This is a genomic window from Pseudomonas sp. SZ57 (assembly GCF_009495975.1).
Classification (GTDB): domain Bacteria; phylum Pseudomonadota; class Gammaproteobacteria; order Pseudomonadales; family Pseudomonadaceae; genus Aquipseudomonas; species Aquipseudomonas syringae.
Genome location: NZ_WIBD01000015.1, coordinates 1 through 24,081 on the forward strand (window position 1 = coordinate 1; position 24,081 = coordinate 24,081).

26 protein-coding genes are annotated in these 24,081 nt (G+C 59.7%); 16 read left to right on the plus strand and 10 right to left on the minus strand.

The genetic code is table 11. The features are described from left to right. Positions 1-336 precede the first annotated feature (336 nt). Complete coding sequence (locus tag GE543_RS14485) at positions 337-1,665, minus strand: MFS transporter (protein ID WP_153221729.1); 1,329 nt, start codon at positions 1,663-1,665, stop codon at positions 337-339. 617 nt (positions 1,666-2,282) lie between these two features. On the opposite strand from GE543_RS14485, the gene quiC reads away from it, so the two are divergent. Both quiC and GE543_RS14495 read left to right on the plus strand, forming a co-directional pair. Next, the gene (gene quiC, locus GE543_RS14490) at positions 2,283-4,190 is read left to right on the plus strand and encodes a 3-dehydroshikimate dehydratase QuiC (protein WP_003433018.1); all 1,908 of its coding nucleotides are present in this window, start codon (positions 2,283-2,285) and stop codon (positions 4,188-4,190) included. Positions 4,191-4,297: 107 nt separating this feature from the next. Continuing rightward, the gene (locus GE543_RS14495) at positions 4,298-4,954 is read left to right on the plus strand and encodes a TetR/AcrR family transcriptional regulator (RefSeq protein WP_003416207.1); all 657 of its coding nucleotides are present in this window, start codon (positions 4,298-4,300) and stop codon (positions 4,952-4,954) included. A 3-nt stretch (positions 4,955-4,957) separates the two neighbouring features. Here the strand turns inward: GE543_RS14495 and GE543_RS14500 are convergent, their stop codons facing one another. Beyond that, positions 4,958-5,812, minus strand: a complete 855-nt coding sequence (locus GE543_RS14500; protein ID WP_153221730.1) for a shikimate dehydrogenase — start codon at positions 5,810-5,812, stop codon at positions 4,958-4,960. A gap of 184 nt (positions 5,813-5,996) precedes the next feature. Here GE543_RS14500 and GE543_RS14505 point away from each other — a divergent pair, with 184 nt between their 5' ends. Continuing rightward, complete coding sequence (locus GE543_RS14505) at positions 5,997-6,887, plus strand: pseudouridine synthase (RefSeq protein WP_057405613.1); 891 nt, start codon at positions 5,997-5,999, stop codon at positions 6,885-6,887. A gap of 77 nt (positions 6,888-6,964) precedes the next feature. Here GE543_RS14505 and GE543_RS14510 read toward each other — a convergent pair whose 3' ends face one another. Continuing rightward, entirely contained in the window at positions 6,965-7,189 is a 225-nt protein-coding gene (locus GE543_RS14510; RefSeq protein ID WP_003315600.1) for a YgdI/YgdR family lipoprotein, read from the minus strand. Between the two features lie 96 nt (positions 7,190-7,285). Beyond that, the gene (mobA, locus tag GE543_RS14515) at positions 7,286-7,891 is read right to left on the minus strand and encodes a molybdenum cofactor guanylyltransferase MobA (protein WP_153221731.1); all 606 of its coding nucleotides are present in this window, start codon (positions 7,889-7,891) and stop codon (positions 7,286-7,288) included. A gap of 75 nt (positions 7,892-7,966) precedes the next feature. Here mobA and moaB point away from each other — a divergent pair, with 75 nt between their 5' ends. The 3 genes from moaB to GE543_RS14530 all read left to right on the plus strand — a co-directional run bounded on the left by moaB (position 7,967) and on the right by GE543_RS14530 (position 10,740). After that, positions 7,967-8,506 carry a molybdenum cofactor biosynthesis protein B gene (gene moaB / locus GE543_RS14520; protein WP_002553131.1) on the plus strand — a complete coding sequence of 180 codons (540 nt, stop codon included), beginning with the start codon at positions 7,967-7,969 and terminating at the stop codon, positions 8,504-8,506. Between the two features lie 6 nt (positions 8,507-8,512). Then, positions 8,513-9,724: a gephyrin-like molybdotransferase Glp gene (gene glp / locus GE543_RS14525; RefSeq protein ID WP_046269857.1), complete on the plus strand. Its 1,212-nt coding sequence runs from the start codon at positions 8,513-8,515 to the stop codon at positions 9,722-9,724. Positions 9,725-9,813: 89 nt separating this feature from the next. Further along, positions 9,814-10,740, plus strand: a complete 927-nt coding sequence (locus GE543_RS14530) for a glycosyltransferase family 2 protein (RefSeq protein ID WP_153221732.1) — start codon at positions 9,814-9,816, stop codon at positions 10,738-10,740. Positions 10,741-10,777: 37 nt separating this feature from the next. Here GE543_RS14530 and GE543_RS14535 read toward each other — a convergent pair whose 3' ends face one another. Next, the gene (locus tag GE543_RS14535) at positions 10,778-12,586 is read right to left on the minus strand and encodes a monovalent cation:proton antiporter-2 (CPA2) family protein (protein ID WP_153221733.1); all 1,809 of its coding nucleotides are present in this window, start codon (positions 12,584-12,586) and stop codon (positions 10,778-10,780) included. Positions 12,587-12,830: 244 nt separating this feature from the next. On the opposite strand from GE543_RS14535, the gene GE543_RS14540 reads away from it, so the two are divergent. Then, positions 12,831-13,019 carry a hypothetical protein gene (locus tag GE543_RS14540; protein ID WP_003393013.1) on the plus strand — a complete coding sequence of 63 codons (189 nt, stop codon included), beginning with the start codon at positions 12,831-12,833 and terminating at the stop codon, positions 13,017-13,019. Between the two features lie 33 nt (positions 13,020-13,052). Here GE543_RS14540 and GE543_RS14545 read toward each other — a convergent pair whose 3' ends face one another. Further along, on the minus strand, positions 13,053-13,445 hold the full coding sequence (locus tag GE543_RS14545) for a hypothetical protein (protein ID WP_003416214.1): 393 nt from the start codon (positions 13,443-13,445) through the stop codon (positions 13,053-13,055). A gap of 225 nt (positions 13,446-13,670) precedes the next feature. Continuing rightward, positions 13,671-14,699 carry a FecR family protein gene (locus tag GE543_RS14550; protein WP_153221734.1) on the minus strand — a complete coding sequence of 343 codons (1,029 nt, stop codon included), beginning with the start codon at positions 14,697-14,699 and terminating at the stop codon, positions 13,671-13,673. Between the two features lie 271 nt (positions 14,700-14,970). On the opposite strand from GE543_RS14550, the gene GE543_RS14555 reads away from it, so the two are divergent. The 4 genes from GE543_RS14555 (at position 14,971) to map (ending at position 17,434) form a co-directional block, all read left to right on the plus strand. Then, positions 14,971-16,002 (plus strand): Ldh family oxidoreductase, encoded by a 1,032-nt coding sequence (locus tag GE543_RS14555; RefSeq protein WP_153221735.1) that lies wholly within the window; start codon positions 14,971-14,973, stop codon positions 16,000-16,002. A 101-nt stretch (positions 16,003-16,103) separates the two neighbouring features. Further along, positions 16,104-16,301, plus strand: coding sequence for a hypothetical protein (locus tag GE543_RS14560; protein ID WP_003416217.1), 198 nt, complete (start codon positions 16,104-16,106; stop codon positions 16,299-16,301). A gap of 87 nt (positions 16,302-16,388) precedes the next feature. Then, positions 16,389-16,646 carry a ParD-like family protein gene (locus GE543_RS14565; protein ID WP_003346037.1) on the plus strand — a complete coding sequence of 86 codons (258 nt, stop codon included), beginning with the start codon at positions 16,389-16,391 and terminating at the stop codon, positions 16,644-16,646. Next, positions 16,643-17,434: a type I methionyl aminopeptidase gene (gene map / locus GE543_RS14570; RefSeq protein ID WP_153221736.1), complete on the plus strand. Its 792-nt coding sequence runs from the start codon at positions 16,643-16,645 to the stop codon at positions 17,432-17,434. The genes GE543_RS14565 and map overlap by 4 nt, the downstream gene beginning before the upstream one ends. 74 nt (positions 17,435-17,508) lie before the next feature. Here map and GE543_RS14575 read toward each other — a convergent pair whose 3' ends face one another. The 3 genes from GE543_RS14575 to GE543_RS14585 all read right to left on the minus strand — a co-directional run bounded on the left by GE543_RS14575 (position 17,509) and on the right by GE543_RS14585 (position 18,926). After that, positions 17,509-17,745 (minus strand): DUF6555 family protein, encoded by a 237-nt coding sequence (locus tag GE543_RS14575; protein WP_032698234.1) that lies wholly within the window; start codon positions 17,743-17,745, stop codon positions 17,509-17,511. A gap of 223 nt (positions 17,746-17,968) precedes the next feature. Next, the gene (locus tag GE543_RS14580) at positions 17,969-18,670 is read right to left on the minus strand and encodes an endonuclease (RefSeq protein WP_003416219.1); all 702 of its coding nucleotides are present in this window, start codon (positions 18,668-18,670) and stop codon (positions 17,969-17,971) included. 4 nt (positions 18,671-18,674) lie between these two features. Further along, positions 18,675-18,926 (minus strand): DUF1654 domain-containing protein, encoded by a 252-nt coding sequence (locus tag GE543_RS14585; RefSeq protein ID WP_003416220.1) that lies wholly within the window; start codon positions 18,924-18,926, stop codon positions 18,675-18,677. A gap of 139 nt (positions 18,927-19,065) precedes the next feature. Between GE543_RS14585 and GE543_RS14590 the strand changes: the two genes are divergently transcribed. From GE543_RS14590 to GE543_RS14610, 5 genes are all read left to right on the plus strand, one after another. Continuing rightward, complete coding sequence (locus GE543_RS14590; RefSeq protein ID WP_003315580.1) at positions 19,066-19,290, plus strand: YgdI/YgdR family lipoprotein; 225 nt, start codon at positions 19,066-19,068, stop codon at positions 19,288-19,290. A 193-nt stretch (positions 19,291-19,483) separates the two neighbouring features. Next, on the plus strand, positions 19,484-20,443 hold the full coding sequence (locus GE543_RS14595) for a sugar ABC transporter substrate-binding protein (protein WP_153221738.1): 960 nt from the start codon (positions 19,484-19,486) through the stop codon (positions 20,441-20,443). Positions 20,444-20,496: 53 nt separating this feature from the next. After that, entirely contained in the window at positions 20,497-22,050 is a 1,554-nt protein-coding gene (locus GE543_RS14600) for a sugar ABC transporter ATP-binding protein (RefSeq protein ID WP_153221739.1), read from the plus strand. After that, the gene (locus tag GE543_RS14605; RefSeq protein WP_003416223.1) at positions 22,047-23,039 is read left to right on the plus strand and encodes an ABC transporter permease; all 993 of its coding nucleotides are present in this window, start codon (positions 22,047-22,049) and stop codon (positions 23,037-23,039) included. Before GE543_RS14600 ends, GE543_RS14605 begins: the two co-directional genes overlap by 4 nt. A gap of 1 nt (position 23,040) precedes the next feature. Beyond that, on the plus strand, positions 23,041-24,057 hold the full coding sequence (locus tag GE543_RS14610) for a LacI family DNA-binding transcriptional regulator (RefSeq protein WP_153221741.1): 1,017 nt from the start codon (positions 23,041-23,043) through the stop codon (positions 24,055-24,057). Positions 24,058-24,081: the final 24 nt, after the last annotated feature.

The following is a 24,081-nucleotide window of genomic DNA, read 5'->3' on the forward strand; positions in this document are numbered from 1 at the left end:
GCGCCATCCATGGCCCGGTGCGGCTAGCCTGGCGTCCTGCCAGGCTACCCCCGGATCAGCGCCAGGACTCAGCCGTCCCTTACGTCGCACTCTGCGTCGTCAGTACCATCGCGCTCGAAAAGCACTTCGTTGGCAGCGAATGGTGGGTAAGTCATAACATTGTTTTCGCATCAGAGATTGTTGACGCAGAGCGTCATGAACTGCATTCCCGCGCGGAGCGTGAGGAACGAGAGTTATACGGGAGAAAACTTCTCGTCACTCTGCGCAGAGCGTAGGGACGATAGCAAAAAGGCCCGGTCACTGAGCGAGCCGGGCCTTTTTGATGGTGTCAGACGATTACTCGCTGAGCGTCGGAACCTTGCGAGGGGCCATGAAGTACATCCAGATCAGGGCAATGAAATACATCGCCGGGATCATGGTGAACAACACGTTGTAGTTGTTATTGGTGGCGGTCAGCACCGCACCCACGATCTGCGTCATGAACATACCGCCAATGGCCGCACACATGCCGCCGAAGCCGAACACGGTACTCATCATGTGCTTGGGGGTGTAGTCCATCACTAGGCTCCAGATATTCGCCGTCCAGGCCTGATGCGCACCCACGGCAAGCGAAATGGCCAGTACCGCCACCCACAACCCACTGGCATTGGCCGCGAACACCACGCTGCAGATCGTGATGGCAAAGATCAGCATCGACAACAGCCGCGCAGTCGTCGCACGCATGCCACGACCAATCAGCCAGGACGACAGAATGCCGCCACCGACACTGCCGAAGTCAGCCGTCAGCCAGATCAGAATCAGCGGTATACCCATCTGCGTCACGCTGATCCCCAGGTTGTATTGCTGATTGAGGAACGGCGGCAGCCAGTACAGGTAGAACCAGAACACCGGAGCAGTAATCGCATACGCCAGCGCGAACGCCCATGTGCCACGCATCTTCAGAATGCCGGTGAACGGCACCTTGACCGGCGCCGGTTCGACTTCCTGATTGATGTAATCCAGCTCGGTCTTGCTGACGGTCGGATGCTCTTCGGGGTTGTAGTACTTCAGGCGCCAGGTGATGGCCCAGAGCAGCCCCAGCGAACCCATCGCCACGAAGGCGGCCTGCCAGCCCCAGACCGTGAGGATCACTGGCAGCAGAGCCGGGGTCAGCATGGCACCGACGTTGGTGCCGGCGTTGAAGATACCGGTGGCCACCGCGCGCTCACCGGCAGGGAACCACAGGCGTGTGGTCTTCACACAGGCCGGGTAGTTGGCGGCTTCGGTCAGGCCCAGAATGAAGCGGCAGACCATGAAGCCGACAGCGGAAGTGGCAAGGCCGTGCGCGCCAGTCGCCAGGCTCCACAGCAGCACCGCAAGGAAGAACGCGCGCTTCACACCGACCTTGTCGATGAAGCGGCCCTGCAGCACGAAGCCGACCGCATAACCGACCTGAAACCAGAAGTTGATGTTGGCGTAGTCCATCGCCGTCCAGCTCATTTCCTTGGCGAGGATGGGCTGCATGACGCCGAGCGCGGCCCGGTCGATGTAGTTCAGCGTAGTGGCGAAGAACACCAGGGCGAGCATGCCCCAACGAGTCTTGCCCACGGCGAGTGCGCCGCGGATCTTTTCGCCCATCCCGGCACGGGCGGCCTGGGCGACAGGGGTGGTCTGGGTGTTAAGCATGATGTTCTAACCATCCGTTCCAGGACTGTGCTGCTGGCAACAGTCGGACTGAGAAGTCCACTCGATGCAGGCGTTGTGCAGGTAAAGTGAAGTCGTAGAACCGTGATTCGACTGGCCTGTAGACTCAGGCTGTCCTCGAAACGATCCGTCGGGCCGACAATTTACAGGTTGGGCCGCGTAAGTGTGTTGGAATGTTTCAGGCGACGTGTACCCAGGCCGGGCTTTTGGCCGGGCAGGTTCGTCGAACAGGACGTCTGGTAAGACGGACGGGCGAGCGGGCGAGCAAAGCGAGAAGGGTGCACATGAGCAATGTTCCTGTTTTTTGAATTGTTATGGGTTGCTGCTGATGAAGCGAAGATCAAAAATGTCGGACTGCGGGTCTATCCTGCAATGTGATGCTGATGTTGAGCATTGCGAGATACAGCGTCAATTGAGTAAAACGGCTTTTGTTCGATAATCGAACGTAAAACTAACCGGTTCGTACACTTTATGTTGCTGTAGTATTTTCACAGGCAAATACTTTACTCGCACCTCTGAATAAGGCCGGGAAAGGCCAGGAATGCGGTGCTGTCCAGTCGCGACCCAAGCAGGTCGCGTTCATCCAGGAGCTGAAAAGCATGCAGCGTTCAATTGCTACCGTATCCTTGAGCGGTACTCTGCCCGAAAAGCTCGAAGCCATCGCCGCAGCCGGCTTTGACGGCGTCGAGATTTTCGAAAACGACTTGTTGTATTACGACGGTAGCCCACGCAACATCAGGCAAATGTGTGCCGACCTGGGCATCGCCATCACCCTGTTTCAGCCGTTCCGCGATTTCGAAGGCTGCCGCCGTGATCGTTTGCAGCGCAATATCGACCGTGCCGAACGCAAATTCGATCTGATGCAGGAGCTGGGCACCGATCTGGTGCTGGTCTGCAGCAATGCGTCTGCCGATTCGGTGGGCGACGAAAACATTCTGCTCGATGACTTGGGCCTGCTCGCCGAGCGCGCGGGTGCCCGTAACCTGCGCGTCGGTTATGAAGCGCTGGCTTGGGGCAAGCACGTGAACACCTGGCAACAGGTCTGGAACCTGGTGCGTCAGGTTGACCACCCGGCGCTTGGCGTGTTGCTCGACAGTTTCCATACCCTGTCGCTGAAAGGCGATCCGAGCGCTATCGCGCAGATCCCGGGCGACAAGATCTTCTTCGTGCAGATGGCCGACGCACCGCTTCTGGCGATGGATGTACTGGAGTGGAGCCGCCATTTCCGCTGCTTCCCGGGTCAGGGTGAATTCGATCTGGCCGGCTTCCTCGCGCCGATCCTGCGCAGTGGCTATACCGGGCCGTTGTCGCTGGAAGTGTTCAACGATGGCTTCCGTGCAGCGCCGACACGCGCCAATGCCGCGGACGGCCTGCGTTCGCTGCTCTATCTGGAAGAGAAAACCCGCCAGCTGATGGCGCGTGACGAGCCGGCCGCCGCTCCTGAAATTCTCTTCAACCCACCCGCAGCCAGCACCTACAATGGTGTCGAGTTCCTCGAGTTTGCCGTTGACGAGAGCCACGGCGCTCGCCTGTCGGGCTGGCTGCAACGGCTGGGCTTTGCCAAGCTGGGTCAGCACCGTTCCAAGGCGGTCAGTCTGCTGGGGCAGGGCGATATCAGGATTGTGCTCAATGCCGAACCCTATTCCTTCGCCCACAGTTTTTTCGAGGCGCACGGCCCGTCGCTGTGCGCCACTGCCTTGCGCGTCGACGACGGCCATCAGTCGCTGGAACGTGCGCGTGCCTTCAAGGGCCAGCCCTATCGTGGCCTGGTCGGCCCCAACGAGCGGGAGATTCCGTCGGTCCGCGCGCCTGACGGCAGCCTGATCTATCTGGTGGATAACGCCGCGCCGGGAGAATCGATTTACGACAGCGATTTTGTCGTCGATCCGCAAGCCGTCGCCAAGGGCGGGTTGCAGCGTATCGACCACATGGCCATGGCGCTGCCGGCCGACAGTCTGGACAGTTGGGTGCTGTTCTACAAAAGCATTCTGGATTTCGAGGCTGACGACGAAGTGGTCTTGCCCGACCCCTACGGTCTGGTCAAGAGCCGTGCGCTGCGTAGCCGTTGCAGCACCGTGCGCTTGCCGCTGAATATTTCCGAGAATCGCAATACGGCCATCTCCCATGCGCTGTCGAGCTATCGCGGCTCGGGCGTGCACCACATCGCATTTTCCTGCGAAGACATCTTCGCCGAAGTGAGCCGCGCCAAGGAAGCGGGCGTGCCGTTGCTGGACATCCCGCTCAATTACTACGATGACCTGGCGGCGCGCTTCGATTTCGACGAGGAGTTTCTCAGCGAACTGGCGTATTACAACGTGCTCTATGACCGCGATGCGCAGGGTGGCGAGTTGTTCCACGTCTACACCGATGCGTTCGACGGGCGCTTCTTTTTCGAAATCCTGCAGCGCAAGAACGGCTACGTAGGGTATGGCGCTGCCAACGTCCCGGTGCGTCTGGCGGCGATGGCCAAGGCGCGCAATGTGGCAGCACGTCAGGCACGTCTGTAAGGCGAATCCGATTGCAGGGCTGCTGCGAGGGTTCGACGCCCTCGCGGCTTCCCTCGGTTGCCGGTCGGCTTCATACTCCGCGCATTACTCGTGGTCATGAGCCAACAATGAAAACAACTGACGACTCCGTTGCCGTTGCGTCGAAAGGGCGCAAGAACAATCCGGAAAAGACCCGCGAAGACATTCTGCAGGCTGCCGTTGCCGAGTTTGTTGCCCATGGCCTGTCGGGGGCGCGCGTCGATGCCATTGCCGAACGCACCAAAACCTCGAAACGGATGATTTATTACTACTTCGGCAGCAAGGAGCAGCTGTACGTCGAAGTGCTGGAAAAACTCTACGGCGCGATTCGCAACACCGAGAGCCAGCTCAATCTGTCCGAACTCGAGCCGGTGGAAGCGATTCATCGCGTGGTCGAGTTCACCTTCGACCACCACGACAGCAATGTCGATTTCGTGCGCATCGTGTGCATCGAAAACATCCATAACGGCGAGAACGTCAAACAGTCCGAATCGATTCAGGCCAAGAGCCAGAACATCATCAGGGCGCTCGACGGCATTCTGCGTCGTGGCGAAGCCAGCGGCCTGTTTCGTGACGGTGTTCACCCGGTGGACCTGCACCTGATGATCAGCTCGTTCTGCTTCTACCGGATCTCCAATCGCCATACCTTCAGCGAAATCTTTCAGATCGAGCTGTGGAGCGAGGAGGTCAAACAGCGTCACAAGGCAATGATCTGCGACGCTGTGTTGCGTTATCTCAAGCGCTGATGTTTACAGCGTGTGGAAGTGCGCCATCATCCGCTCTGCATCGGCGGACTGGCCACTGAACAGTTCAAAGGCCTTGACCGCCTGAAACACCGCCATGGTGCTGCCATCCAGGGTGCGGCATCCCAGTGCGCGGGCATGCTTGAGCAATTCGGTTTCCAGCGGAAAGTAAATGATTTCCGCCACCCACAGTTCAGGCCGCAGCAACTCGACCGGCAACGGCGTGCCTGGCAGTTTGGTCATGCCGACCGGCGTGGTATTGACCAGTCCGTCGGCTTCGGCCATCGCCGCAGGCAGGTCGATGCCCACCTGAGCGCGCCCTGCACCGAAGTGCTGGTTGAGGTTGTCCACCAGCCCCTGGGCGCGTTGCGGCTCGACCTCGAACACGCTGAGGCGCTCGATGCCCGCGCTCAGCAGCGCATGAGCCACGGCAGCGCCCGCGCCACCTGCACCCATCTGCACCACCTGTTGGCGTGGGGCCTTGTCCAGGCCGCGCTGAAAACCTTCGGCAAAGCCCAGGCAGTCGGTGTTATGGCCGATGCGCTTGCCGTCCTTGAACACCACCGTATTCACCGCGCCGATACCGCGTGCTTCATCGGACAGCTCATCGAGTAACGGGATGACCGCCTGCTTGCACGGGAAGGTGATATTCAGGCCGGTGAAGCCGCACTGTCGGGCGCCTTCCAGAAGCTGGGGCAGGGCGTGGATGTCCACTTGCAGGGCGTCGATGTCGATCAGCCGATACAGATAGCGCATGCCTTGCGCATCACCTTCATGCTCGTGCATGGCGGGCGTGCGCGAGGCCTGGATGCCCGAGCCGATCAGGCCGGCGAGGATGGAGGGTTTTTCAGCATGAGTCATAAAATACGTCTCTTGTTTTTGTGTCACTGCCCGGTGTCGGCAGGTGTTAAACGGAATGTACCAGATGGTTAATAGTGTCGCAGGCAGGAGTCGATTACCACGCAGCGATGTTGTGCGGTGATCGCACTAATCAGTGATAATCCACGGCCAGCCGCTTCAGGCTTACACGAGTTCGAGTCCCCGCATGTCCGAGTCCGTCTTCAGCGCCGCACAGCAGCAAGCCAGTACGTTGTATCTGCCACCGGGCTCGTGGGCCACGGTGCTCGATTGCCTGTGCGCGAAATTTCCGGCCATCAGCCGCGAACAGTGGCTGGATCGGTTTGCTCGCGGCCGGGTGCTGGACGAAAACGGCAAGGCCATCGCGCCTGATCTGGCGTACCGGGAGGGGCTGCGGGTTCACTACTTTCGTGAGGTTGCCAACGAAACGCCGATCCCCGTGGTTGAGACGATCCTCTACGCCGACGAGCATCTGGTGGTGGCTGACAAGCCGCACTTTCTCCCGGTGACACCCGCAGGCGAATATGTCGAGCAAACCTTGCTGCGCCGCCTGATCCATCGTCTGGACAATCCTGATCTGGTGCCGCTGCACCGCATCGACCGGCACACCGCGGGGCTGGTGCTGTTTTCCGCCAACCGGCAGACGCGCTCGGCTTATCAGACATTGTTCCCTACCCGGCGCATCGACAAGTTTTATCAGGCCATTGCGCCAGCGCTGCCGGAGCTGACGTTTCCGCGTCTGCACGAGAGTCGTCTGGTCGAGGGTGAACCGTTCTTTCGCATGCAGGAGGGCGTCGGCGCTAGCAACACCCGTACGCAGATCGAGGTGCTTGAACGGCAGGATAAATTGTGGCGCTACGGGCTTTATCCGGTGACCGGCAAAAAACATCAGCTGCGTGTACACATGGCTGCACTGGGCGCTGCCATCTGCAACGATCCGTTCTACCCGGACGTGGTGAAAGACCCGGTGGACGACTATCGGAATCCTTTGAAGCTGCTGGCCAGCAGCTTGCGCTTCGTCGACCCGCTCAATGGCGAGCAGCGCCACTTCGAGAGCCTGTTGCAGCTCGACTGGTAGTACAGGGACAGTGAAATGACAGGCAAAAAAAACCCGCACTCGGCGGGTTTTTTCAAATCAGTAACGCGACGCCCGGATCACAGATCCTTGACGGTACGTACCTGATCCTTGTTGATGCGGGTCTGCTTGCCGTCGAGTTGCTTGAACTCGTAGAAGCCAGAGTCTTCATCGTACTTCGGCGTGTCGACAGCCTGGATTTCACGACCATCGTTCAAGGTGATCACAGTGGGCGATGCGCAGCCGGCGAGGGAGGCAATGCTCAGTGCAAGCAGGAAGGCAGCGGGAAGGGTCCGTTGTTTCATTACTGTGTCTCCAGATGGATTCTTGATTTGCTGAACTCTCAGACGGATACACCGTCAGCAAGTTCCGTATACACCCGCAGCAACTTCAATGACCAGTCACTTGTTGCGGTTTTCACTGATCCCGGTCAACAGACAGGGAGTGTTCAGGTTGGCCAGGCGTGGATCGCCGGCTTCCAGTTGCAGAGCGACTGGTTGTAGCGGTTCCAGAGCCCGTCTCGGGCTGCGTTCGCCGGCCTGCCATGCGGCTTCCAGCGTTGCGGCGTGAGCGACAGGGATCATACCTAAAAGCGGCTGCCAGTGCTGACCTTCACGCACCATTATCGGTCGCTCCGGGTATTCAACGGCTTTTTCACGCAGTGCGTGCAGCAACGCTGCATCGACCAAAGGTGCGTCGCAGGGCAGGATCAGCAACCATCGATGCCGCGCTAGGGGCAGTGCGGCGCGGATCCCGGCCAGAGGACCGTTGAAATCGGTATCGTCGTCCTGCACCAGTCGATCGGCGTAACGCGCATAGCGATCGATATTGCGATTGCAGGAAATGATCAGGTCGTCGGTCAGCGGCCGGGTCAGTCGGTGCAGATGTTCGATCAGCGCAGTGCCCTGCCACTCGATCAGGCCCTTGTCACGCCCGCCCATGCGCTGTCCCCGGCCTCCGGCCAGCAGCAGAATCGAGCAGGGCGGCAGTGGGGCAGGAACATTCATCGAACACTCGTCGGGCAGTCAAAAGGAGGGCTGTGATATAACACCCGCCTGTTTTCTTAACAACTGGATGAGGCCATGAAAGCCAAGGCTGACACACCTTTCGTACCCCTTAATATCGCCGTACTGACCGTCAGCGATACCCGTACCCGTGAAACCGATACCTCGGGGCAGATGTTCGTCGATCGCCTGACCGACGCAGGCCACGGCCTGATCGAGCGCGTGCTGCTCAAGGATGACCTGTACAAGATCCGCGCTCAGGTAGCGACCTGGATTGCCGACGATCAGGTGCAGGTCGTGCTGATCACCGGTGGCACCGGCTTTACCGGCCGTGACAGCACACCTGAAGCCGTTGCTTGCCTGCTGGACAAGCAGGTCGATGGTTTCGGTGAGTTGTTCCGGCAGATATCGGTGCCGGACATCGGCACCTCGACCATTCAGTCCCGCGCGCTGGCCGGCCTGTCCAATGGCACGCTGGTGTGCTGCCTGCCCGGGTCCACCAATGCGGTGCGCACGGCATGGGATGGCATTCTTGCCCAGCAACTGGATTCGCGTTTCCGGCCTTGCAACTTTGTGCCTCACCTCAAGCAGGCCGAGCCCTGTGCAACCCGTGGTTGAGTGCTCATGAGCAACCAGCCGAAAACCCTGCTGCCTGTTGAAGACGCCATTGCGCGTCTGTTGAAGATGGCTGAGGCCACGCCGATCACCGAGCGTCAACGCGTCTCGCTGGCCGATGCCGAAGGCCGGGTGCTGGCGGTGGATCTGGTCTCAACGCTGGATCTGCCGCCCTGGCCGAACAGCGCCATGGACGGTTATGCCTTGCGTGTGGCGGACTGGCACGGCGAGCCGTTGACCGTCAGTCAGCGTATCTTCGCCGGTCAGGCCCCCGAGCCTCTGGCTCCTGGCACCTGTGCGCGTATTTTCACTGGCGCGCCGATGCCTGAAGGCGCTGACTGCGTCGAGATGCAGGAAAACGCCGAGGTGCTGGCGGATCAGCGTGTGCGCTTCAACGAACCACTGGGCGCCGGGCAGAACATTCGTCCGCAAGGCCAGGAAACCCGCGTTGGCGATACCGTGCTGGCCGCCGGCACGCGGCTGGGTCCGATCGAACTCGGTCTGGCGGCCTCGCTGGGCCTCGCCGAGCTGGAGGTCATTCGTCGTGTACGGGTCGCGGTGCTGTCCACGGGCGACGAGTTGATTGAGCCCGGTCAGCCGTTGGGGCCGGGGCAGATCTACAACAGCAACCGGGTGTTGCTGTGCAGCTGGCTGAAGCGGCTCGAATGCGAGGTTGTGGATGCAGGCATCCTGCCGGACGATCTGGAAAAGACTCGCGCTGCACTGGCGAACCTGCAGGGCGTCGATCTGATTCTCTCCACGGGCGGAGTATCCGTGGGCGAAGCGGATTTCCTCGGCCACGCATTGCGTGAAGAGGGCGAGCTGACACTCTGGAAGCTGGCCATCAAGCCTGGCAAACCGCTGACCTTCGGGCATTTTCGGGGTGTGCCGGTGATCGGTCTGCCGGGTAATCCGGCCTCTACGCTGGTCACTTTTGCCTTGCTGGCCAGGGCTTACCTGCTGCGTCGCCAGGGCGTGATCGACGTCGCACCTTTGCAGTTCCCGGTGCCCGCCGGGTTTGTCTGGACGCGTCCTGGCAATCGTCGCGAGTACCTGCGCGGCCGTCTGGAGCAGGGCCGTGCCGTGGCGTATCGCAATCAGAGTTCGGGTGTACTGCGCAGCGCCGCGTGGGCCGATGGTCTGATTGAAGTCCGTGAAGGCTCGACCGTGGCCGAAGGTGACTGGGTCAACTTCATCCCGTTGAGTGAAGTGCTCGGCTGAGTGCATTCGAATGGTGGGGCGGGTAAGCATGAGCTACGCTCAACAACGCTGACACAGTGGGCAACCGGACTTCGCCCTGGAGTATTGTTATGGCGCCATTGAGAGTGGCTTGTGTGATCCCGACCTACAACGGACGCAAGGATCTGGAGCGTCTGCTGGATTCACTGGCTGCGCAGACTGCCAGCTTCGATACGCTGATCGTGGACTCCAGTTCCTCGGATGGCACACTGGAGCTGGCGCAAGCGCGATGTGCCAATATGCTGCGCATCGACAGCAAGGATTTCAACCACGGCGGCACCCGGCAGATGATGGTCGATCTGCATCCTGACTATGACGTGTATGTCTTCATGACCCAGGATGCGTATGTTGAAGACATCAATGCCATCGCCAACCTTCTGCTGCCGTTCGCCGACCCGAAGGTCGGTGCGGTGTGCGGGCGGCAGTTGCCGCACAAGGACGCCAACCTGCTGGCCCAGCATGCACGGCTGTTCAATTACCCGCCGACCTCGCAGATCAAGACCCTCGCCGATGCCGGCAAGCTGGGCATCAAGACGCCATTCATGTCCAACTCGTTTGCGGCCTATCGAGGCGAAGCGTTGCGGGCCATTGGCGGTTTCCCGCGGCATGTGATCCTTTCGGAAGACATGTACGTCACCGCGAAAATGCTTATCGATGGCTGGAAAGCGGCGTACGAAGGCTCGGCTGTATGCCGTCATTCGCACAATTACAGCTTGCGCGAAGAGTTTCGCCGTTACTTCGATATCGGCGTGTTCCAGGCCCGCGAAGCGTGGATCTACGAAACCTTTGGCGGCATCGGTGGTGAGGGCATGCGTTACGTCAAGTCCGAGCTGAAATTCCTTGGTCCCCGGCGAATTCTCTGGTGGCCTGTGTCGTTCGTGCGTAATGCGCTGAAGCTGCTGGCCTACAAGCTGAGCCGGCAGGAAAAGCGCCTGCCGCGCGGCGTGAAGAAGAAGCTCGGCATGTACGCGCGCTACTGGGACAGCCCTTACGCCTGAGTTGCGCCGCTGACCAGGCCTGCGGCGCATGAGCAGGTCAGCTTTTCGCGGCTTCTTCGTCCAGACGGTCTGCCTCGAACAGCTGCGCGAGGTCGGCCCTGGCTTCGCGGGCGGTCTGCAGGACTTTGGCGTCGTCGTCATACACCTCATGCTGAGCGGCCAGCACCTGTTCGTCGTGACGCTTGAAGCGACTGATGCGCGCATCGGCCTGTGTTTCGCTGAGGCCCAGGCCCATGAGGGTCTGGCGACTCATTTCCAGGCTTGAGTAGAACGTTTCGCGAACCGCGTGAGCGCCCAGGTCCATCAACCGATGAACATGCTGGCGGTTACGTGCGCGGGCAATGATCTTCATGTGCGGATACAGCTTGCGGATCAGCTCGGCAGTCTTGATGTTGGTGTCGGGATCATCGGTCGCGATGACGAAGAACTCGGCCTCATCGACTTTGGCGGCACGCAATATTTCCGGGCGCAACGGGTCGCCATAGAAGACCGGGACATTGCCGAAGCTGCGTGAAAACTCGATGGACTCGACGGCTGTGTCCAGGGCGATGAAAGGAATCTTCTGCGCGCGCAGGATACGCGCGACGATCTGCCCCATACGGCCCATGCCGGCAATCACCACCCGTGGTTTGTCGGTCTGGATATCGCGGTACTCTTCAGGCACCTCGACAGGTTTGACCTTGGGTTTGATCCAGCGCGCCAGAGCAATGAACAGCAACGGCGTGATCGCCATCGACAAGGTGATGGTCAACACCAGCATGTCGTACAGCCCGGCCTCGAACAGCCCCTGAGCGCTGCCGATCTTGAACACCACAAAGGCAAATTCGCCGCCTGCGGCCAGTACCAGGCCCAACTGCAACGCGCTGCGGTTGTTGAGTTCGCCAAGGGTGCGACCGATCAGGAACAGCATCGGCAGCTTGATCGCGATCAGCAACAGCGTCAGGCCCAGCACGATCAGCGGCGAGCTGAGCAACAGGCCGACGTTGGCGCCCATGCCGACGCTGATAAAGAACAATCCCAGTAGCAATCCCTTGAACGGTTCGATCTGTGCTTCCAGTTCATGACGGTACTCGGAGTCGGCCAGCAGCAGACCAGCGAGAAACGCGCCCAGCGCCATGGACACTCCGACCAGTTCCATCAGCCACGCCGTGCCTATCACCACCAGCAATGCCGTGGCGGTCGAGACTTCCTGGATTTTGGTCTTGGCGACGATACGGAACACCGGGCGCAGCAAATAGCGTCCGCCAATCACCACGATGGCAATGCTGCCCAGCACGCGCAGGCCGTGGTTGATGCTTTCGCCGGTGTCCATCGCGTGGTCAGCCCCGGCCAGAAACGGCACCATGGCAATCAGCGGGATCGCCGCAATGTCCTGAAACAGCAGAATCGCGAATGCCATCCTGCCGTGCGGGCTGTTCAGCTGCTTGCGTTCCGCCAGGCTCTGCAGGCCGAAGGCCGTGGACGACAGGGCAAGGCCCAGGCCCAGAATGACCGCCGTGTTCAGCGGCTGGCCGAAGGCAGCGAAGGCGACCCCGCCGATGATCAGGCCGGTCAAGAGCACCTGCGCCATGCCGACGCCAAACACGGATTTGCGCATGACCCATAAACGCTTTGGCGAAAGCTCGAGGCCAATGATGAACAGCAGCAGTACCACGCCAAGTTCGGAAATATGGCTGACGCTCTCGGTATCGCCGATCAGGCCCAGTACCGAAGGGCCGATGATCACGCCGGCGAACAAATAACCGATCACCGCGCCCAGCTTCAGCCGCTTGGCCAGCGGCACCGTCAGCACGGCGGCGAGCAGAAATACCACTGCGACCTGCAGCAGGCTGCCTTCATGGGGCATGTAAAACTCCTTGGTAATAATTGAACACACTGTTGAAGCAGGGGCGGTATTAAAGCATGGGAGTTTTACACGGCAACGCGCATCGCGGCATGACGATAATCAACGTCGTTGATAGATCGTGCAGGAAAGGGTGCGCAGGAGAGTGAGAGGGAGGGTGACGATGCCATCCGTTGCGCATCGGCGTAAGATATGCCCGCAAACAGGCAGCGTCAGTTGCCGGCTCATGAGCATTCAGGAAACCGTTATGACCAACAAGCAGCGTTTGATTTACTCGATTCTGATCGCCCTCGGCGTTCTGGCGATCATGCTGGGCTTGTCGCATCTGCAAAACAGCGGTGCCATCACCGAAAAGACCTTTCAGTACATCGCCATCAGCGTGGCGGTGCTGGTGGTGATCCTCAACGGCATCATGCGTCGCAAGGTCAAGCGCTAAGCGCTGGTGACCGGTGCGACGAGGAGGCGGGGTTTACCGGGCGCTGTCCTTGCCGACTTCCCCCAGCCATTCCCGGGCGCGGGGATGCAGGCTGTAGGTCTTGTCGTCGTTGAGGTCGATCACGCCCTCGTCGCACAGTCGCTTGAGGACCTCGCGCACGCTGAGAAACGATAGCGGCACATCGAGCCTGAGCAACTGGCTGTGTACGCCGCGCACTCCCAGAGGGTGGCCTTCTTCGCTCGAGACCAGTAGCGCGTCGAGCACCTTGAGCCTAACCAGGCTGGTGCGCAGGCCAAAGCTTTTCAGAAGCATCCGGATGTGCTCGTTTCCGGGCCGCTCGGTCTCCAGAGCGGGCGACTGTGCCTGCGCAGCCACTGCGGTTTGCCGCAGCAGGGTGCGAGTCGTGATTCCTTGGCGATTGAACATCCGCAAACTCCTTTTCAGGCTTTTTAAACACTCTCAATTACTAAGACGAACGAGCTCGGCAAAACCTCAGTGATCGACTGAAAAAAATACGCGACCCAGTCTGTACAGGCTCGCTGCAGCATGGTGCGCTTGAGGTTAGATGAAGAATCGTCGGGAGTGAGAGGGGATTGTTCCGACGATGGGCGCAGCCGAATGGGCTACGCATCTGCAAGACTGCGAGTGCGATCAGCCTTTCGGTGTGTCGGCGGTGCGGCGGTTGAGTACCGGGTTGCCGTTCTGATTCTGCGTCACATACACCGGCAACACCTTGGGCAGAGAGCCTAGCAGGCTCGACAGGTCGTGGGTGTTGTAACTTCCGCCCAGGCGCATGGCACCGGTGGCGCTGTCCGCCAGCAGAATGGGTGTTTGCAGGTAGCGATTGATCAGCGGCAGTGCCTGGCTGAGCGGCAGATCATTGAAGATCAGTTTGCCATTGCGCCACGCCAGGCTGGTATCGCGTGCTTCGGTCTGGCTGATCAGTGGAGCGTCGTCGCCCGCCTTGTAAGTGGCCTGCATGCCGGAGGCGAGGGCGTGGCTCGAAGAAGGATGCGCACGATCAGCGTTGATCTGAACCGAACCCTCGACCAGCGTCACGCGTACCTGATCCTGATACATCCACACATTGAAGCGCGTGCCGGTGACCCTGATGCTGCCTGCGCCGGCATCGACCACAAAGGGGTGTGTGCTGTCGTGGCTGACCTCAAAGAACGCCTCGCCCTTTTTCAGCGTGACGCTGCGTCGATCCCGATAATTGGCATAGGTCAGCTCGGTGCCCAGGTTCAGCTCGGCACGGCTGCCGTCCTCGAGCATGACCAGACGTGTGGCGGTATCGGCGTTGTAAGTCTCGTAGGTATCAGGCAGCCAGCCTTGATGCCAGCCGACGTACCCGGTAATCGGCAGCGCCATGGCAACCACCGCTGCGGCTGCGGCCAGTTTTACCCAGCGTCCACCGCGACGAGGCCGAACGCGATCGGGCCGCTCAGCCTGGGCTTGGCGCACAGGTGCCGGATTGAGCGGTTCGATTTGTCCGGTGATATCCCAGACCTCGAGCATGGCGTTGTATTCGACCGCATGCTGGGGGTGGGCCTTCAGCCATTGCTCGAATGCTTTTCGTTCGGCGGCGGTACAGTCTTCTGCATGCAGGCGCATGCACCAATGCGCAGCGGCATCGGTGATCGTGTCGTGTTCTGCATTGCTGAAAAGAGGGTCGCTCATGGGCGCTCCGGCCTATACCTTCGGCGCATTCTACCCTTTGATTTCAGGCAGAGAGAACATTTGCAGGCCATTGCCCATCCAGGCGCTGCGTATTTTCTGGTGAATGCAAGCTGGTCTCATTGAAAACTTCCCGTCGCAGTCTGCCCGCTGCGATCAGGTTATTACCCTTGGGAGTGTCTTTGCACAACCCGCAGCGCTACTCTCGGGGCCTGCCTTCGCCTTGTAATTCTCGCTAGCGTTCTCGATCTACCGCCATGAACAGGAGTTTTAGATGCGCGCCAATTCTGCCGATCAGTCGACCCGGACCGTTTCCTTTGAGCAACTGACAGATCTGTTGCGCCGAATCTTCCTCGCCCATGGCACCAGCGCAGAGGTTGCCGAGGTGCTTGCCGAGAACTGCGCCAGCGCCCAGCGTGACGGCTCGCATAGCCATGGCATCTTTCGCATCCCCGGCTATCTGTCATCGCTGGCCAGCGGCTGGGTGAATGGCAAGGCTGTGCCGGTGGTCGAGGATGTCGGCGCTGCGTTTGTCCGGGTCGATGCCGGAGGCGGTTTTGCCCAGCCCGCACTGGCGGCGGCCAGAGCCCTGTTGATCGACAAGGCGCGCAGTGCCGGCATTGCGGTTCTGGCCATTCGCAACTCTCATCACTTCGCTGCGTTATGGCCGGATGTCGAGCCTTTCGCCGAACAGGGGCTGGTCGCCCTGAGCATGGTCAACAGCATGACCTGCGTTGTGCCACATGGTGCGCGCCAGCCCCTGTTTGGCACCAACCCGATTGCTTTCGCCGCGCCCCGTGCAGGCGGCGAACCCATTGTTTTCGACCTGGCGACCAGCGCCATCGCCCACGGTGATGTACAGATCGCCGCACGTGAAGGTCGACTGCTGCCGGCAGGCATGGGCGTCGATCGCGACGGCCAGCCCACTGAAGAGCCGCGCGCCATTCTCGAGGGTGGCGCGTTGTTGCCGTTCGGCGGGCACAAGGGCTCAGCACTGTCGATGATGGTCGAGCTGCTGGCTGCGGGGCTGACAGGGGGCAATTTCTCGTTCGAATTCGACTGGTCGAAGCATCCCGGGGCACAGACACCCTGGACAGGTCAGTTGCTGATCGTCATCGATCCTGACAAGGGCAGTGGTCAGTCGTTTGCACAGCGCAGCGAGGAGCTTGTGCGGCAACTGCATGGAGCAGGGCAGGAGCGTCTGCCGGGGGATCGGCGTTATAGCGAACGCGCGCAATCGATGGTGCACGGTATCAGCATCGTCGAGGCTGATCTGGAGCGTCTGCAGGCCTTGGCGGGTCATTGACCATTTACAAAATCACTGACCATTCGTCGCGACTGGTCTTGTATCAGCGCGCGGTTCAAAATACTGTATGCATGAACAGTAAAGAACGAATGAGGTCTGTCATGTCCCTTAAGTCAGCGCAAAGCCCGATTGCTCAACAACACCGTACGCTCTCTTCAGTCAACGAAATGCAGCGCGAGGATTTTCTCCGGCTGGCGGCCGGACTGCGCCAGTTCAATGCCTACGAGCCGGAGGTGTCGATCGTCATCGCGGCCGCCCGCGCGGGCGGCGAATACCGCCAGGCCAGCGCGATGGAATAACGTGGCTGATTGCAGCCACGGCACGTCTCGGGTTGATTGTGAGTATACGTAACGTATATGCTTCATATATTCAACTTGAGGTGAATCATGGGTCTGGTAAAAATTTCCGAAAACATGCACGCCAATCTGCGTTCTGCCAGCGTTGCGCTCAGCCGCTCCATCAATGCGCAGGCCGAGCACTGGATGCGTGTCGGTATGCTCGCTGAACTGCACCCGGCGCTGGATTACAGCGAGATCTGCCAGATGCTGATTCGTCTCGAAAATGCCGGTGAGACCGTGCTGACCGCTTCGAACTTCAACGTCTCGGAGCCTTCAGCTTCCAGCCTGTCCAAGGCGGCCTCATGAGCAGCGCTATCGGTATCAAGACCGAACAGGATCTCGTGCAGTTGCGCATAGCCGGCAGACTGGCCGCCGATGTGCTTGCGATGATCACGCCTTACGTCAAGGCTGGTGTCAGCACCGAAGCGCTCGACGACATCTGCAATGAATACATCGTCAAAGAGCTGAAAGTGATTCCCGCGAACGTCGGCTATCACGGTTTTACCAAGACCACCTGCATCTCTCCGAATGCCGTGGTGTGTCATGGCATACCTTCTGCCACCGATATCCTCAAGGAAGGCGACATCGTCAACATTGATGTCGCGGTCATCAAGGATGGCTGGTACGGCGATACCAGCCGGATGTACCTGGTGGGTGAGGTCAGCCCTCTGGCCAGGCGTCTGGTCGAGACGACTTATGAGGCAACCCGCGCCGGTATCCATGCCGTGCGCCCTGGGGCAACCCTGGGTGATATCGGTTATGCCATCCAGAGCATCGCTCATCGCGAAGGCTTCAGCGTGGTGCGCGAATATTGTGGACACGGCATCGGGCGCAAATACCATGAAGAGCCGCAGGTTCTGCACTACGGTGCGCAGGGCAAAGGCCTCAGGCTGAAACCCGGCATGGTGTTCACCATCGAGCCGATGATCAACGCAGGCAGGGCGGGCACCCGGACATTGCCGGATGGCTGGACGGTTCTGACCAGCGACCTCTCACTGTCTGCGCAGTGGGAGCATATGGTTGCCGTCACCTCGACCGGTTTCGAGCTGCTCACGCCGTGGCCTGATGGCACAGGCAACTATCCCGCCATCTGATCCAGGAGGGGCTGGCAATACATACGAACAATGGCCTTCTCGAAGGCCATTATTGTGTTGAAGAGTACGATGCTTCAGGCTTGTAGCGAAGACCTTCTCCAATGCACCTGCGTCACGCCGAAACGCTTGGCCTGCAAGGTTGCGACGCTCATCGGGCCTGCGGATATATTACCGCTGACGGTCCCTACGCCTGCATGCAGGGTCGCACAATGCAATGCGTCGCTCTGGCACAGTTGCTTTGCATGATGCAGAAAGCAGTAAGGTTGGCCATTGAACTGATAGTGAATTTCAAATTCCGTTTGATGATTCATCTTCCCTGCCTGCGAATGTGATGATCAGCCTGGCTGTTTTTGGCGTATGCGCGATAAGCAGCTTACCGATTACGCCCATGATTCTTGAGAGTAGACCGAGAATCTTAGCGTTCATGGCTTGAGTTAACAGTTGTCCGATGAGTGGTTTTGGATTCACTCAAGTGCATCAGTCAATGGCCGAGCAATCCATCCGTTTGAGGGCTCGGCCTTTGATCAAGCTTGGTTATTTACAAGACTTCAGGTCTACCGGGCCTACAAAATCATTACCACGTCCCATGACACAAGCGACCTGCTGGTTACGCTGGCGCTCCCATGCCTGGGGCGGATAGGTTTTGTCCCAGGCTTGATAGAGCTGTTGGTCCTGGCGCGAGAGACGCAAGTTGTACTGTTTGCTCATGTAGAAGTAGGTGCGCGCGATCATGCCGCGTATCGAGGGGCGAGGCATGACCTTTTTGGCTTTGAAATCCACCTGGGTCAGGCATGAACCGTACTGGCCCTTTTGCTCGGGTATCCAGCCAAAACTGAAGTTGCTGCGGTCACCGTTGACCTCGCCGATACTGGGTACCAGATTGTGCAGGTCTGCTTCGGCGCGTTTGTAGACCGCGTCAGTTCTTGTGCAGTTTTTGCGCCCGCCGTTCTGCCAGCATTGGCGCAGGTGGCCAATCTGCCAGGCAGGCACGATGTGTTCCCATTCAATACGACTGGCGCGTTTGGCGCTCTTGCGTGGTACATAGCCGCAGCCAGCGAGGTCGACCCGATTACCCGTGTATTTACAGCCGCAGTAAAACTCGGTCGACTGCGGCGCATACAGGCCCCAGGCAACTTTCTTGGCTTCGCTGAAGGTGCGCGGGGCTTGTGCCTGGGCGGCGAATGAGGCGGTGATGAGCAGGGTAGTGCAAAGCAGTGAGGAAAATCGAAACGTCATGCCGTCAGTCTTCCTTCGGCAACGTCCAGAAGATTTGCACGCCACCGTCGTCGCGCCAGGCGAGAGTGACATTATCGTTCTCGGCTATTTCTTCAAGCAGTTGCGCCCAGTCGTCTTCTGCCTCGTCCGGCTGACGAAAGAGCAGGGCAGCCCTGGATTTCTGCGCGGTGGGCGAGTTGATGATCTTCTGTACCCGCATGCCCATGCGCTCGTAAGGGCCGGGAGTGGAGGGGGTCGCTGCGCTTTGTTTTGCCACGGAAAAAGGTCCCTGAATATTGCTGTACGGGCATACAGTATTTGAGTGTCGGATCTTTCGCAACATCTATGTAAGATAAAGCGCTCGAAGTGGCACGCTATTGCCTCGAAAAAAAAACCTGACGTTTCCGGAGTCACGCATGAATATCAAGTCACTGGCATTTCCGTTACTGGCCTCGGCAGTTGTGCTGCTGGCAGGCTGTTCCACGCCCTCGGTCGTCACGCTGCAAAACGGTACTCAGTACGTGACCAAAGACATGCCCAAGACCAAGACGCGCGACGGCTTCTACGAGTTCGAGGATATCTCCGGCAAGACAATCCGTATCAAGGCCGATGATGTGGCGACGGTCAAACCTGAAGAGTGAAACCCGACTGATCGTGACGCTCGTTCCCTGCACTGGCGGGGACGGGCAGCTCGGGAAGATTTAATTTCCGGTGGATTGACAAAGGCTGCAGCTTTTTCCATAGTTCGCTCCTCGCAAACGTTTGCGCGGCGATGCCCGGCATCGATTCTGCGCCGTTCGCCCGAACAATAATCACAAGATCGGAGATGAACTCATGAAGCTGCCATTCGCTGGACGCCTTCTCGCTGTCGCCATGTTTGCTGCCGTCACGGCAGTCATGCCCCTCTCTACCGTCTATGCCCAGGCGCCTGAAAAACCCAAGGTTGCACTGGTCATGAAGTCATTGGCCAACGAGTTCTTCCTGACCATGGAAGACGGTGCCAAGGCCTACCAGAAAGAACATGCCACCGAATTCGACCTGATCTCCAACGGGATCAAGGATGAGTCCGACACGTCGGCGCAGATCCGCATCGTCGAGCAGATGATCGCCTCCAACGTGAATGCGCTGGTGATCGCGCCCGCCGACTCCAAAGCGCTGGTACCGGTGCTCAAGAAAGCCACCGATGCCGGAATCAAGGTCGTCAACATCGACAACCAGCTCGATGTCGACGTGCTCAAAAGCAAGAACCTGCAAATCCCCTTCGTAGGGCCTGACAACCGCAAGGGGGCCAAGCTGGTGGGCGACTATCTGGCCAAGAAACTGACCGCTGGCGACGAGGTGGGCATCATCGAAGGTGTGTCGACCACCAATAATGCTCAGCAACGCACCGCCGGTTTCAAGGACGCCATGGACGAAGCGAAAATGAAAGTGGTGTCCACGCAGTCCGGTAACTGGGAAATCGACAAGGGCAATGCTGTGGCCTCGGCGATGCTCAACGAATACCCGAACCTGAAAGCCTTGCTGGCCGGCAATGACAGCATGGCACTGGGCGCCGTCTCTGCAGTGCGTGCGGCAGGCAAGGCTGGCAAGGTCATGGTCGTGGGCTACGACAACATCAATGCGATCAAGCCGATGCTCAAGGATGGCCGGGTTCTGGCCACAGCCGATCAGTACGCAGCCAAGCAGGCGGTCTTCGGCATCGAAGCTGCGCTCAAGCTGGTCAAAGGCGAGAAGGTCGATACCAACGACAAGGGCGTGATCGAAACGCCGGTACAGCTCGTTACTCAACCTTGATCCACGCCGTGTAAAGGTGCCCGTCCGCAGAGGACGGGCGCTGGGAGAAATGTATGTCAGCGTCTGCTCAGACAGCTGTTCTTTCGGTCAGTGGCATCGGCAAAACCTACGCACAACCCGTACTCGGTGACGTCGACCTGACGTTGATGCGTGGCGAAGTGCTGGCCCTGACCGGGGAAAACGGTGCCGGTAAAAGCACCTTGTCGAAAATCATCGGCGGGCTGGTAACGCCTACCACCGGAAATATGGAATTCCAGGGCCAGCCTTATCAGCCGGCAAGTCGTACCCAGGCCGAAAAACTCGGCATTCGCATGGTCATGCAGGAGCTCAACCTGCTGCCGACCCTGACCGTGGCCGAAAATCTGTTTCTTCACGACCTGCCACGCAGGGCCGGCTGGATCGACCGCAAGCGCTTGCGCGAAAGCGCGATCGAGGCCATGGCCCAAGTGGGGCTGGACGCGATTGATCCCGACACGCTGGTCGGCGAATTGGGGATCGGCCACCAACAGATGGTCGAGATCGCCCGCAACCTGATCGGCGACTGTCACGTACTGATTCTCGACGAACCCACTGCCATGCTCACCTCGCGCGAAGTGGAAATGCTCTTCGAGCAGATCACCCGACTGCAGGCACGTGGCGTCTCGATCATCTACATATCCCATCGGCTTGAAGAGCTGGCCAGGGTGTCCCAGCGCATCGCCGTGCTGCGCGATGGCAAGCTGGTGTGTGTCGAGCCGATTGCCCGATACAACAGTGAGCAACTGGTGACCCTGATGGTTGGTCGTGAGCTCGGCGAGCATATCGACATGGGCGCCCGGCAGATTGGCGAGGTGGCGCTGTCGGTCAAGGGGATCAGTCGCGCCGGCAAGGTTGAGGATGTGTCCTTCGACGTGCGTCGAGGTGAAATCTTCGGTATTTCCGGGCTGATCGGTGCCGGGCGTACCGAGTTGTTGCGCCTGATCTACGGTGCAGACGTTGCCGACAGTGGTCACATTGAAGTCGGAAAGCCGCTGCAGAAGGTCAGCATTCGCTCGCCATCCGACGCGGTGGAGCAGGGTATCGCGCTGATCACGGAAGACCGGAAGAGCGAAGGCCTGCTGATGTCGCAATCGATCAGCGCCAACATTGCGCTGGGCAACATGCATTCGATCTCCCGCGCGGGCTTGGTCAACAGCGACGATGAGCTGAAACTGGCGCAGCGCCAGGTGGCGGCCATGCGCATTCGCAGCTCCAGTCCGGGCCAATTGGTCTCCGAGCTGTCGGGTGGCAATCAGCAGAAGGTGGTGATCGGTCGCTGGCTGGAACGTGACTGCACGGTGATGCTGTTCGACGAGCCGACACGGGGCATCGACATCGGTGCCAAGTTCGATATCTACGCGCTGCTGGCCGAACTGACCCGTCAGGGCAGGGCGCTGGTGGTGGTTTCCAGTGATCTGCGCGAGCTGATGCTGATCTGTGATCGTATCGGCGTGCTGTCTGCCGGTCGCCTGATCGACACGTTCGAACGCGACAGCTGGACCCAGGACCAATTGCTGGCCGCTGCCTTCGCCGGTTATCAGAAACGTGACGCGCTGCTCAATGATGCGGCGCCCAGGAACGACTCATGAAAAATACTCCTTCTCCGACGCTGACCGCGCCGGTCCGTCGCGGCGGCAACTACCTTGGCCTCGGTACCTACATCGGGCTGGCTGGTGCGTTGCTGGTGATGATCGTGCTGTTCTCGCTGCTCAGCGATCACTTCCTGTCCTACCAGACCTTCAGCATGCTGGCTAACCAGATCCCGGACCTGATGGTGCTGTCGGTCGGCATGACGCTGATCCTCATCATCGGCGGCATCGACCTGTCGGTCGGCTCGGTGCTGGCCCTGGCCGCTTCGGCGGTCAGTGTGGCAATCCTCGGCTGGGGCTGGAGCGTGTTTCCGGCGGCGTTGCTGGGCATCGCCTGTGCGACGCTGGCGGGTACGATCACCGGCTCGATTACGGTCGCCTGGCGCATTCCTTCGTTCATCGTGTCTCTGGGTGTGCTGGAAATGGCTCGTGGTGCGGCCTATCAGATGACCAATTCGCGTACCGCCTACATCGGTGATTCGTTCGCCTGGCTGTCCGATCCGATTGCCTTTGGCATTGCGCCGTCCTTCATCATCGCGTTGCTGATCATCTTCGTCGCTCAGGCGGTACTGACCCGCACCGTTTTCGGTCGCTACCTGATCGGCATCGGCACCAACGAAGAGGCCGTGCGTCTGGCGGGTATCAATCCCAAGCCTTACAAGATTCTGGTGTTCTCGCTGATGGGGCTGCTGGCCGGTGTCGCGGCACTGTTCCAGATATCCAGGCTGGAAGCGGCCGACCCTAATGCCGGTGCCGGGCTTGAACTGCAGGTCATTGCGGCCGTGGTGATCGGCGGCACCAGCCTGATGGGCGGACGCGGTTCGATCATCAGCACCTTTTTCGGTGTGCTGATCATTTCTGTGCTGGCAGCAGGCCTGGCGCAGATCGGTGCGACCGAGCCGACCAAGCGGATCATCACCGGTGCGGTGATCGTGATCGCTGTGGTGCTGGACACCTATCGCAGCCATCGGGCTCGGCGCCAGGGCTGATATGGCAACCATCAAGGATGTCGCGGCCCTGGCGGGGATCTCGTACACCACGGTTTCCCACGTGTTGAACAAGACCCGACCGGTCAGCGAGCCGGTCAGGCTCAAGGTCGAAGCCGCCATTGCACAGCTCGATTATGTGCCCAGTGCAGTGGCGCGTTCGCTGAAGGCCAAGACCACCTCGACCATCGGTCTGTTGATTCCCAACGGTATGAACCCGTACTTCGCCGAGTTGGCGCGGGGCATCGAGGATTACTGCGAGCGCAATGGTTTTTGTGTGATCCTCTGCAACTCCGATGACAATCCGGAGAAACAGCGTGGTTATCTGCGCGTGCTGCTGGAAAAGCGCGTGGACGGTCTGATTGTCTCTTCGGTCGGTGGTGATGCCGGTGTTGCAGGCGGACTTGCCGAGGTCCGTACGCCACTGGTGATCGTTGACCGGGAACTGGACGGTATCGATGCCGACATGATCCGTATCGACCATGAGCAGGGCGCTTATCTGGCGACTCGGCACTTGCTGGACCTGGGGCATCGCGCCATTGCCTGTATCGGCGGGCCAGTTCACAGCACAGTGGCCGAGATGCGTCTGGCGGGTTATCGGCGCGCCCTGCAGCAGGCGTCCGTTCAGGTCCGGGCCGAATGGGCGCTGCACAGTGAGTTCACCAGTTCTGCCGGTCATGAGGCCGCGTGCCAGCTTCTGGCAGAACGCCCGCCGACGGCGATTTTTGCCGGCAACGACGTGATTGCCATCGGTGTGCTGCGCGCCGCCGCCGAGCGCTTGATTCGCGTGCCTCAGGACCTGTCGGTGATCGGTTTCGATGATATCCAGATGAGTCGCTACGTTTATCCGGCGCTCACCACCGTGGGGCAGTCGATCATGCAACTGGGCGAAACCGCTGCAGAAATGCTGCTGAGCAGAATCGCCACACCCCATGGGCTTCCTGCCGAAAAAAGACTTGTGACGCCCAGCGTCGTGGTGCGCGAGTCCACGGCAGCGCCAAACATTTTGTCCAACGAATGACGCGCACGTACAGCAACGGATTAA

What these genes read in the sequence shown, in the direction of transcription:
- GE543_RS14550 (WP_153221734.1), bottom strand. Translation starts at nt 14,699, where the DNA reads ATGAGCGACCCTCTTTTCAGCAATGCAGAACACGACACGATCACCGAT.
- GE543_RS14580 (WP_003416219.1), bottom strand. Translation starts at nt 18,670, where the DNA reads ATGACGTTTCGATTTTCCTCACTGCTTTGCACTACCCTGCTCATCACC.
- moaB (WP_002553131.1), top strand. Translation starts at nt 7,967, where the DNA reads ATGAAAGCCAAGGCTGACACACCTTTCGTACCCCTTAATATCGCCGTA.
- GE543_RS14610 (WP_153221741.1), top strand. Translation starts at nt 23,041, where the DNA reads ATGGCAACCATCAAGGATGTCGCGGCCCTGGCGGGGATCTCGTACACC.
- GE543_RS14505 (WP_057405613.1), top strand. Translation starts at nt 5,997, where the DNA reads ATGTCCGAGTCCGTCTTCAGCGCCGCACAGCAGCAAGCCAGTACGTTG.
- GE543_RS14605 (WP_003416223.1), top strand. Translation starts at nt 22,047, where the DNA reads ATGAAAAATACTCCTTCTCCGACGCTGACCGCGCCGGTCCGTCGCGGC.
- GE543_RS14600 (WP_153221739.1), top strand. Translation starts at nt 20,497, where the DNA reads ATGTCAGCGTCTGCTCAGACAGCTGTTCTTTCGGTCAGTGGCATCGGC.
- GE543_RS14590 (WP_003315580.1), top strand. Translation starts at nt 19,066, where the DNA reads ATGAATATCAAGTCACTGGCATTTCCGTTACTGGCCTCGGCAGTTGTG.
- GE543_RS14540 (WP_003393013.1), top strand. Translation starts at nt 12,831, where the DNA reads ATGACCAACAAGCAGCGTTTGATTTACTCGATTCTGATCGCCCTCGGC.
- GE543_RS14495 (WP_003416207.1), top strand. Translation starts at nt 4,298, where the DNA reads ATGAAAACAACTGACGACTCCGTTGCCGTTGCGTCGAAAGGGCGCAAG.
- GE543_RS14575 (WP_032698234.1), bottom strand. Translation starts at nt 17,745, where the DNA reads ATGAATCATCAAACGGAATTTGAAATTCACTATCAGTTCAATGGCCAA.
- GE543_RS14560 (WP_003416217.1), top strand. Translation starts at nt 16,104, where the DNA reads ATGTCCCTTAAGTCAGCGCAAAGCCCGATTGCTCAACAACACCGTACG.
- GE543_RS14485 (WP_153221729.1), bottom strand. Translation starts at nt 1,665, where the DNA reads ATGCTTAACACCCAGACCACCCCTGTCGCCCAGGCCGCCCGTGCCGGG.
- quiC (WP_003433018.1), top strand. Translation starts at nt 2,283, where the DNA reads ATGCAGCGTTCAATTGCTACCGTATCCTTGAGCGGTACTCTGCCCGAA.
- GE543_RS14545 (WP_003416214.1), bottom strand. Translation starts at nt 13,445, where the DNA reads ATGTTCAATCGCCAAGGAATCACGACTCGCACCCTGCTGCGGCAAACC.
- GE543_RS14555 (WP_153221735.1), top strand. Translation starts at nt 14,971, where the DNA reads ATGCGCGCCAATTCTGCCGATCAGTCGACCCGGACCGTTTCCTTTGAG.
- glp (WP_046269857.1), top strand. Translation starts at nt 8,513, where the DNA reads ATGAGCAACCAGCCGAAAACCCTGCTGCCTGTTGAAGACGCCATTGCG.
- GE543_RS14595 (WP_153221738.1), top strand. Translation starts at nt 19,484, where the DNA reads ATGAAGCTGCCATTCGCTGGACGCCTTCTCGCTGTCGCCATGTTTGCT.
- mobA (WP_153221731.1), bottom strand. Translation starts at nt 7,891, where the DNA reads ATGAATGTTCCTGCCCCACTGCCGCCCTGCTCGATTCTGCTGCTGGCC.
- GE543_RS14510 (WP_003315600.1), bottom strand. Translation starts at nt 7,189, where the DNA reads ATGAAACAACGGACCCTTCCCGCTGCCTTCCTGCTTGCACTGAGCATT.
- GE543_RS14565 (WP_003346037.1), top strand. Translation starts at nt 16,389, where the DNA reads ATGGGTCTGGTAAAAATTTCCGAAAACATGCACGCCAATCTGCGTTCT.
- GE543_RS14535 (WP_153221733.1), bottom strand. Translation starts at nt 12,586, where the DNA reads ATGCCCCATGAAGGCAGCCTGCTGCAGGTCGCAGTGGTATTTCTGCTC.
- GE543_RS14530 (WP_153221732.1), top strand. Translation starts at nt 9,814, where the DNA reads ATGGCGCCATTGAGAGTGGCTTGTGTGATCCCGACCTACAACGGACGC.
- GE543_RS14500 (WP_153221730.1), bottom strand. Translation starts at nt 5,812, where the DNA reads ATGACTCATGCTGAAAAACCCTCCATCCTCGCCGGCCTGATCGGCTCG.
- map (WP_153221736.1), top strand. Translation starts at nt 16,643, where the DNA reads ATGAGCAGCGCTATCGGTATCAAGACCGAACAGGATCTCGTGCAGTTG.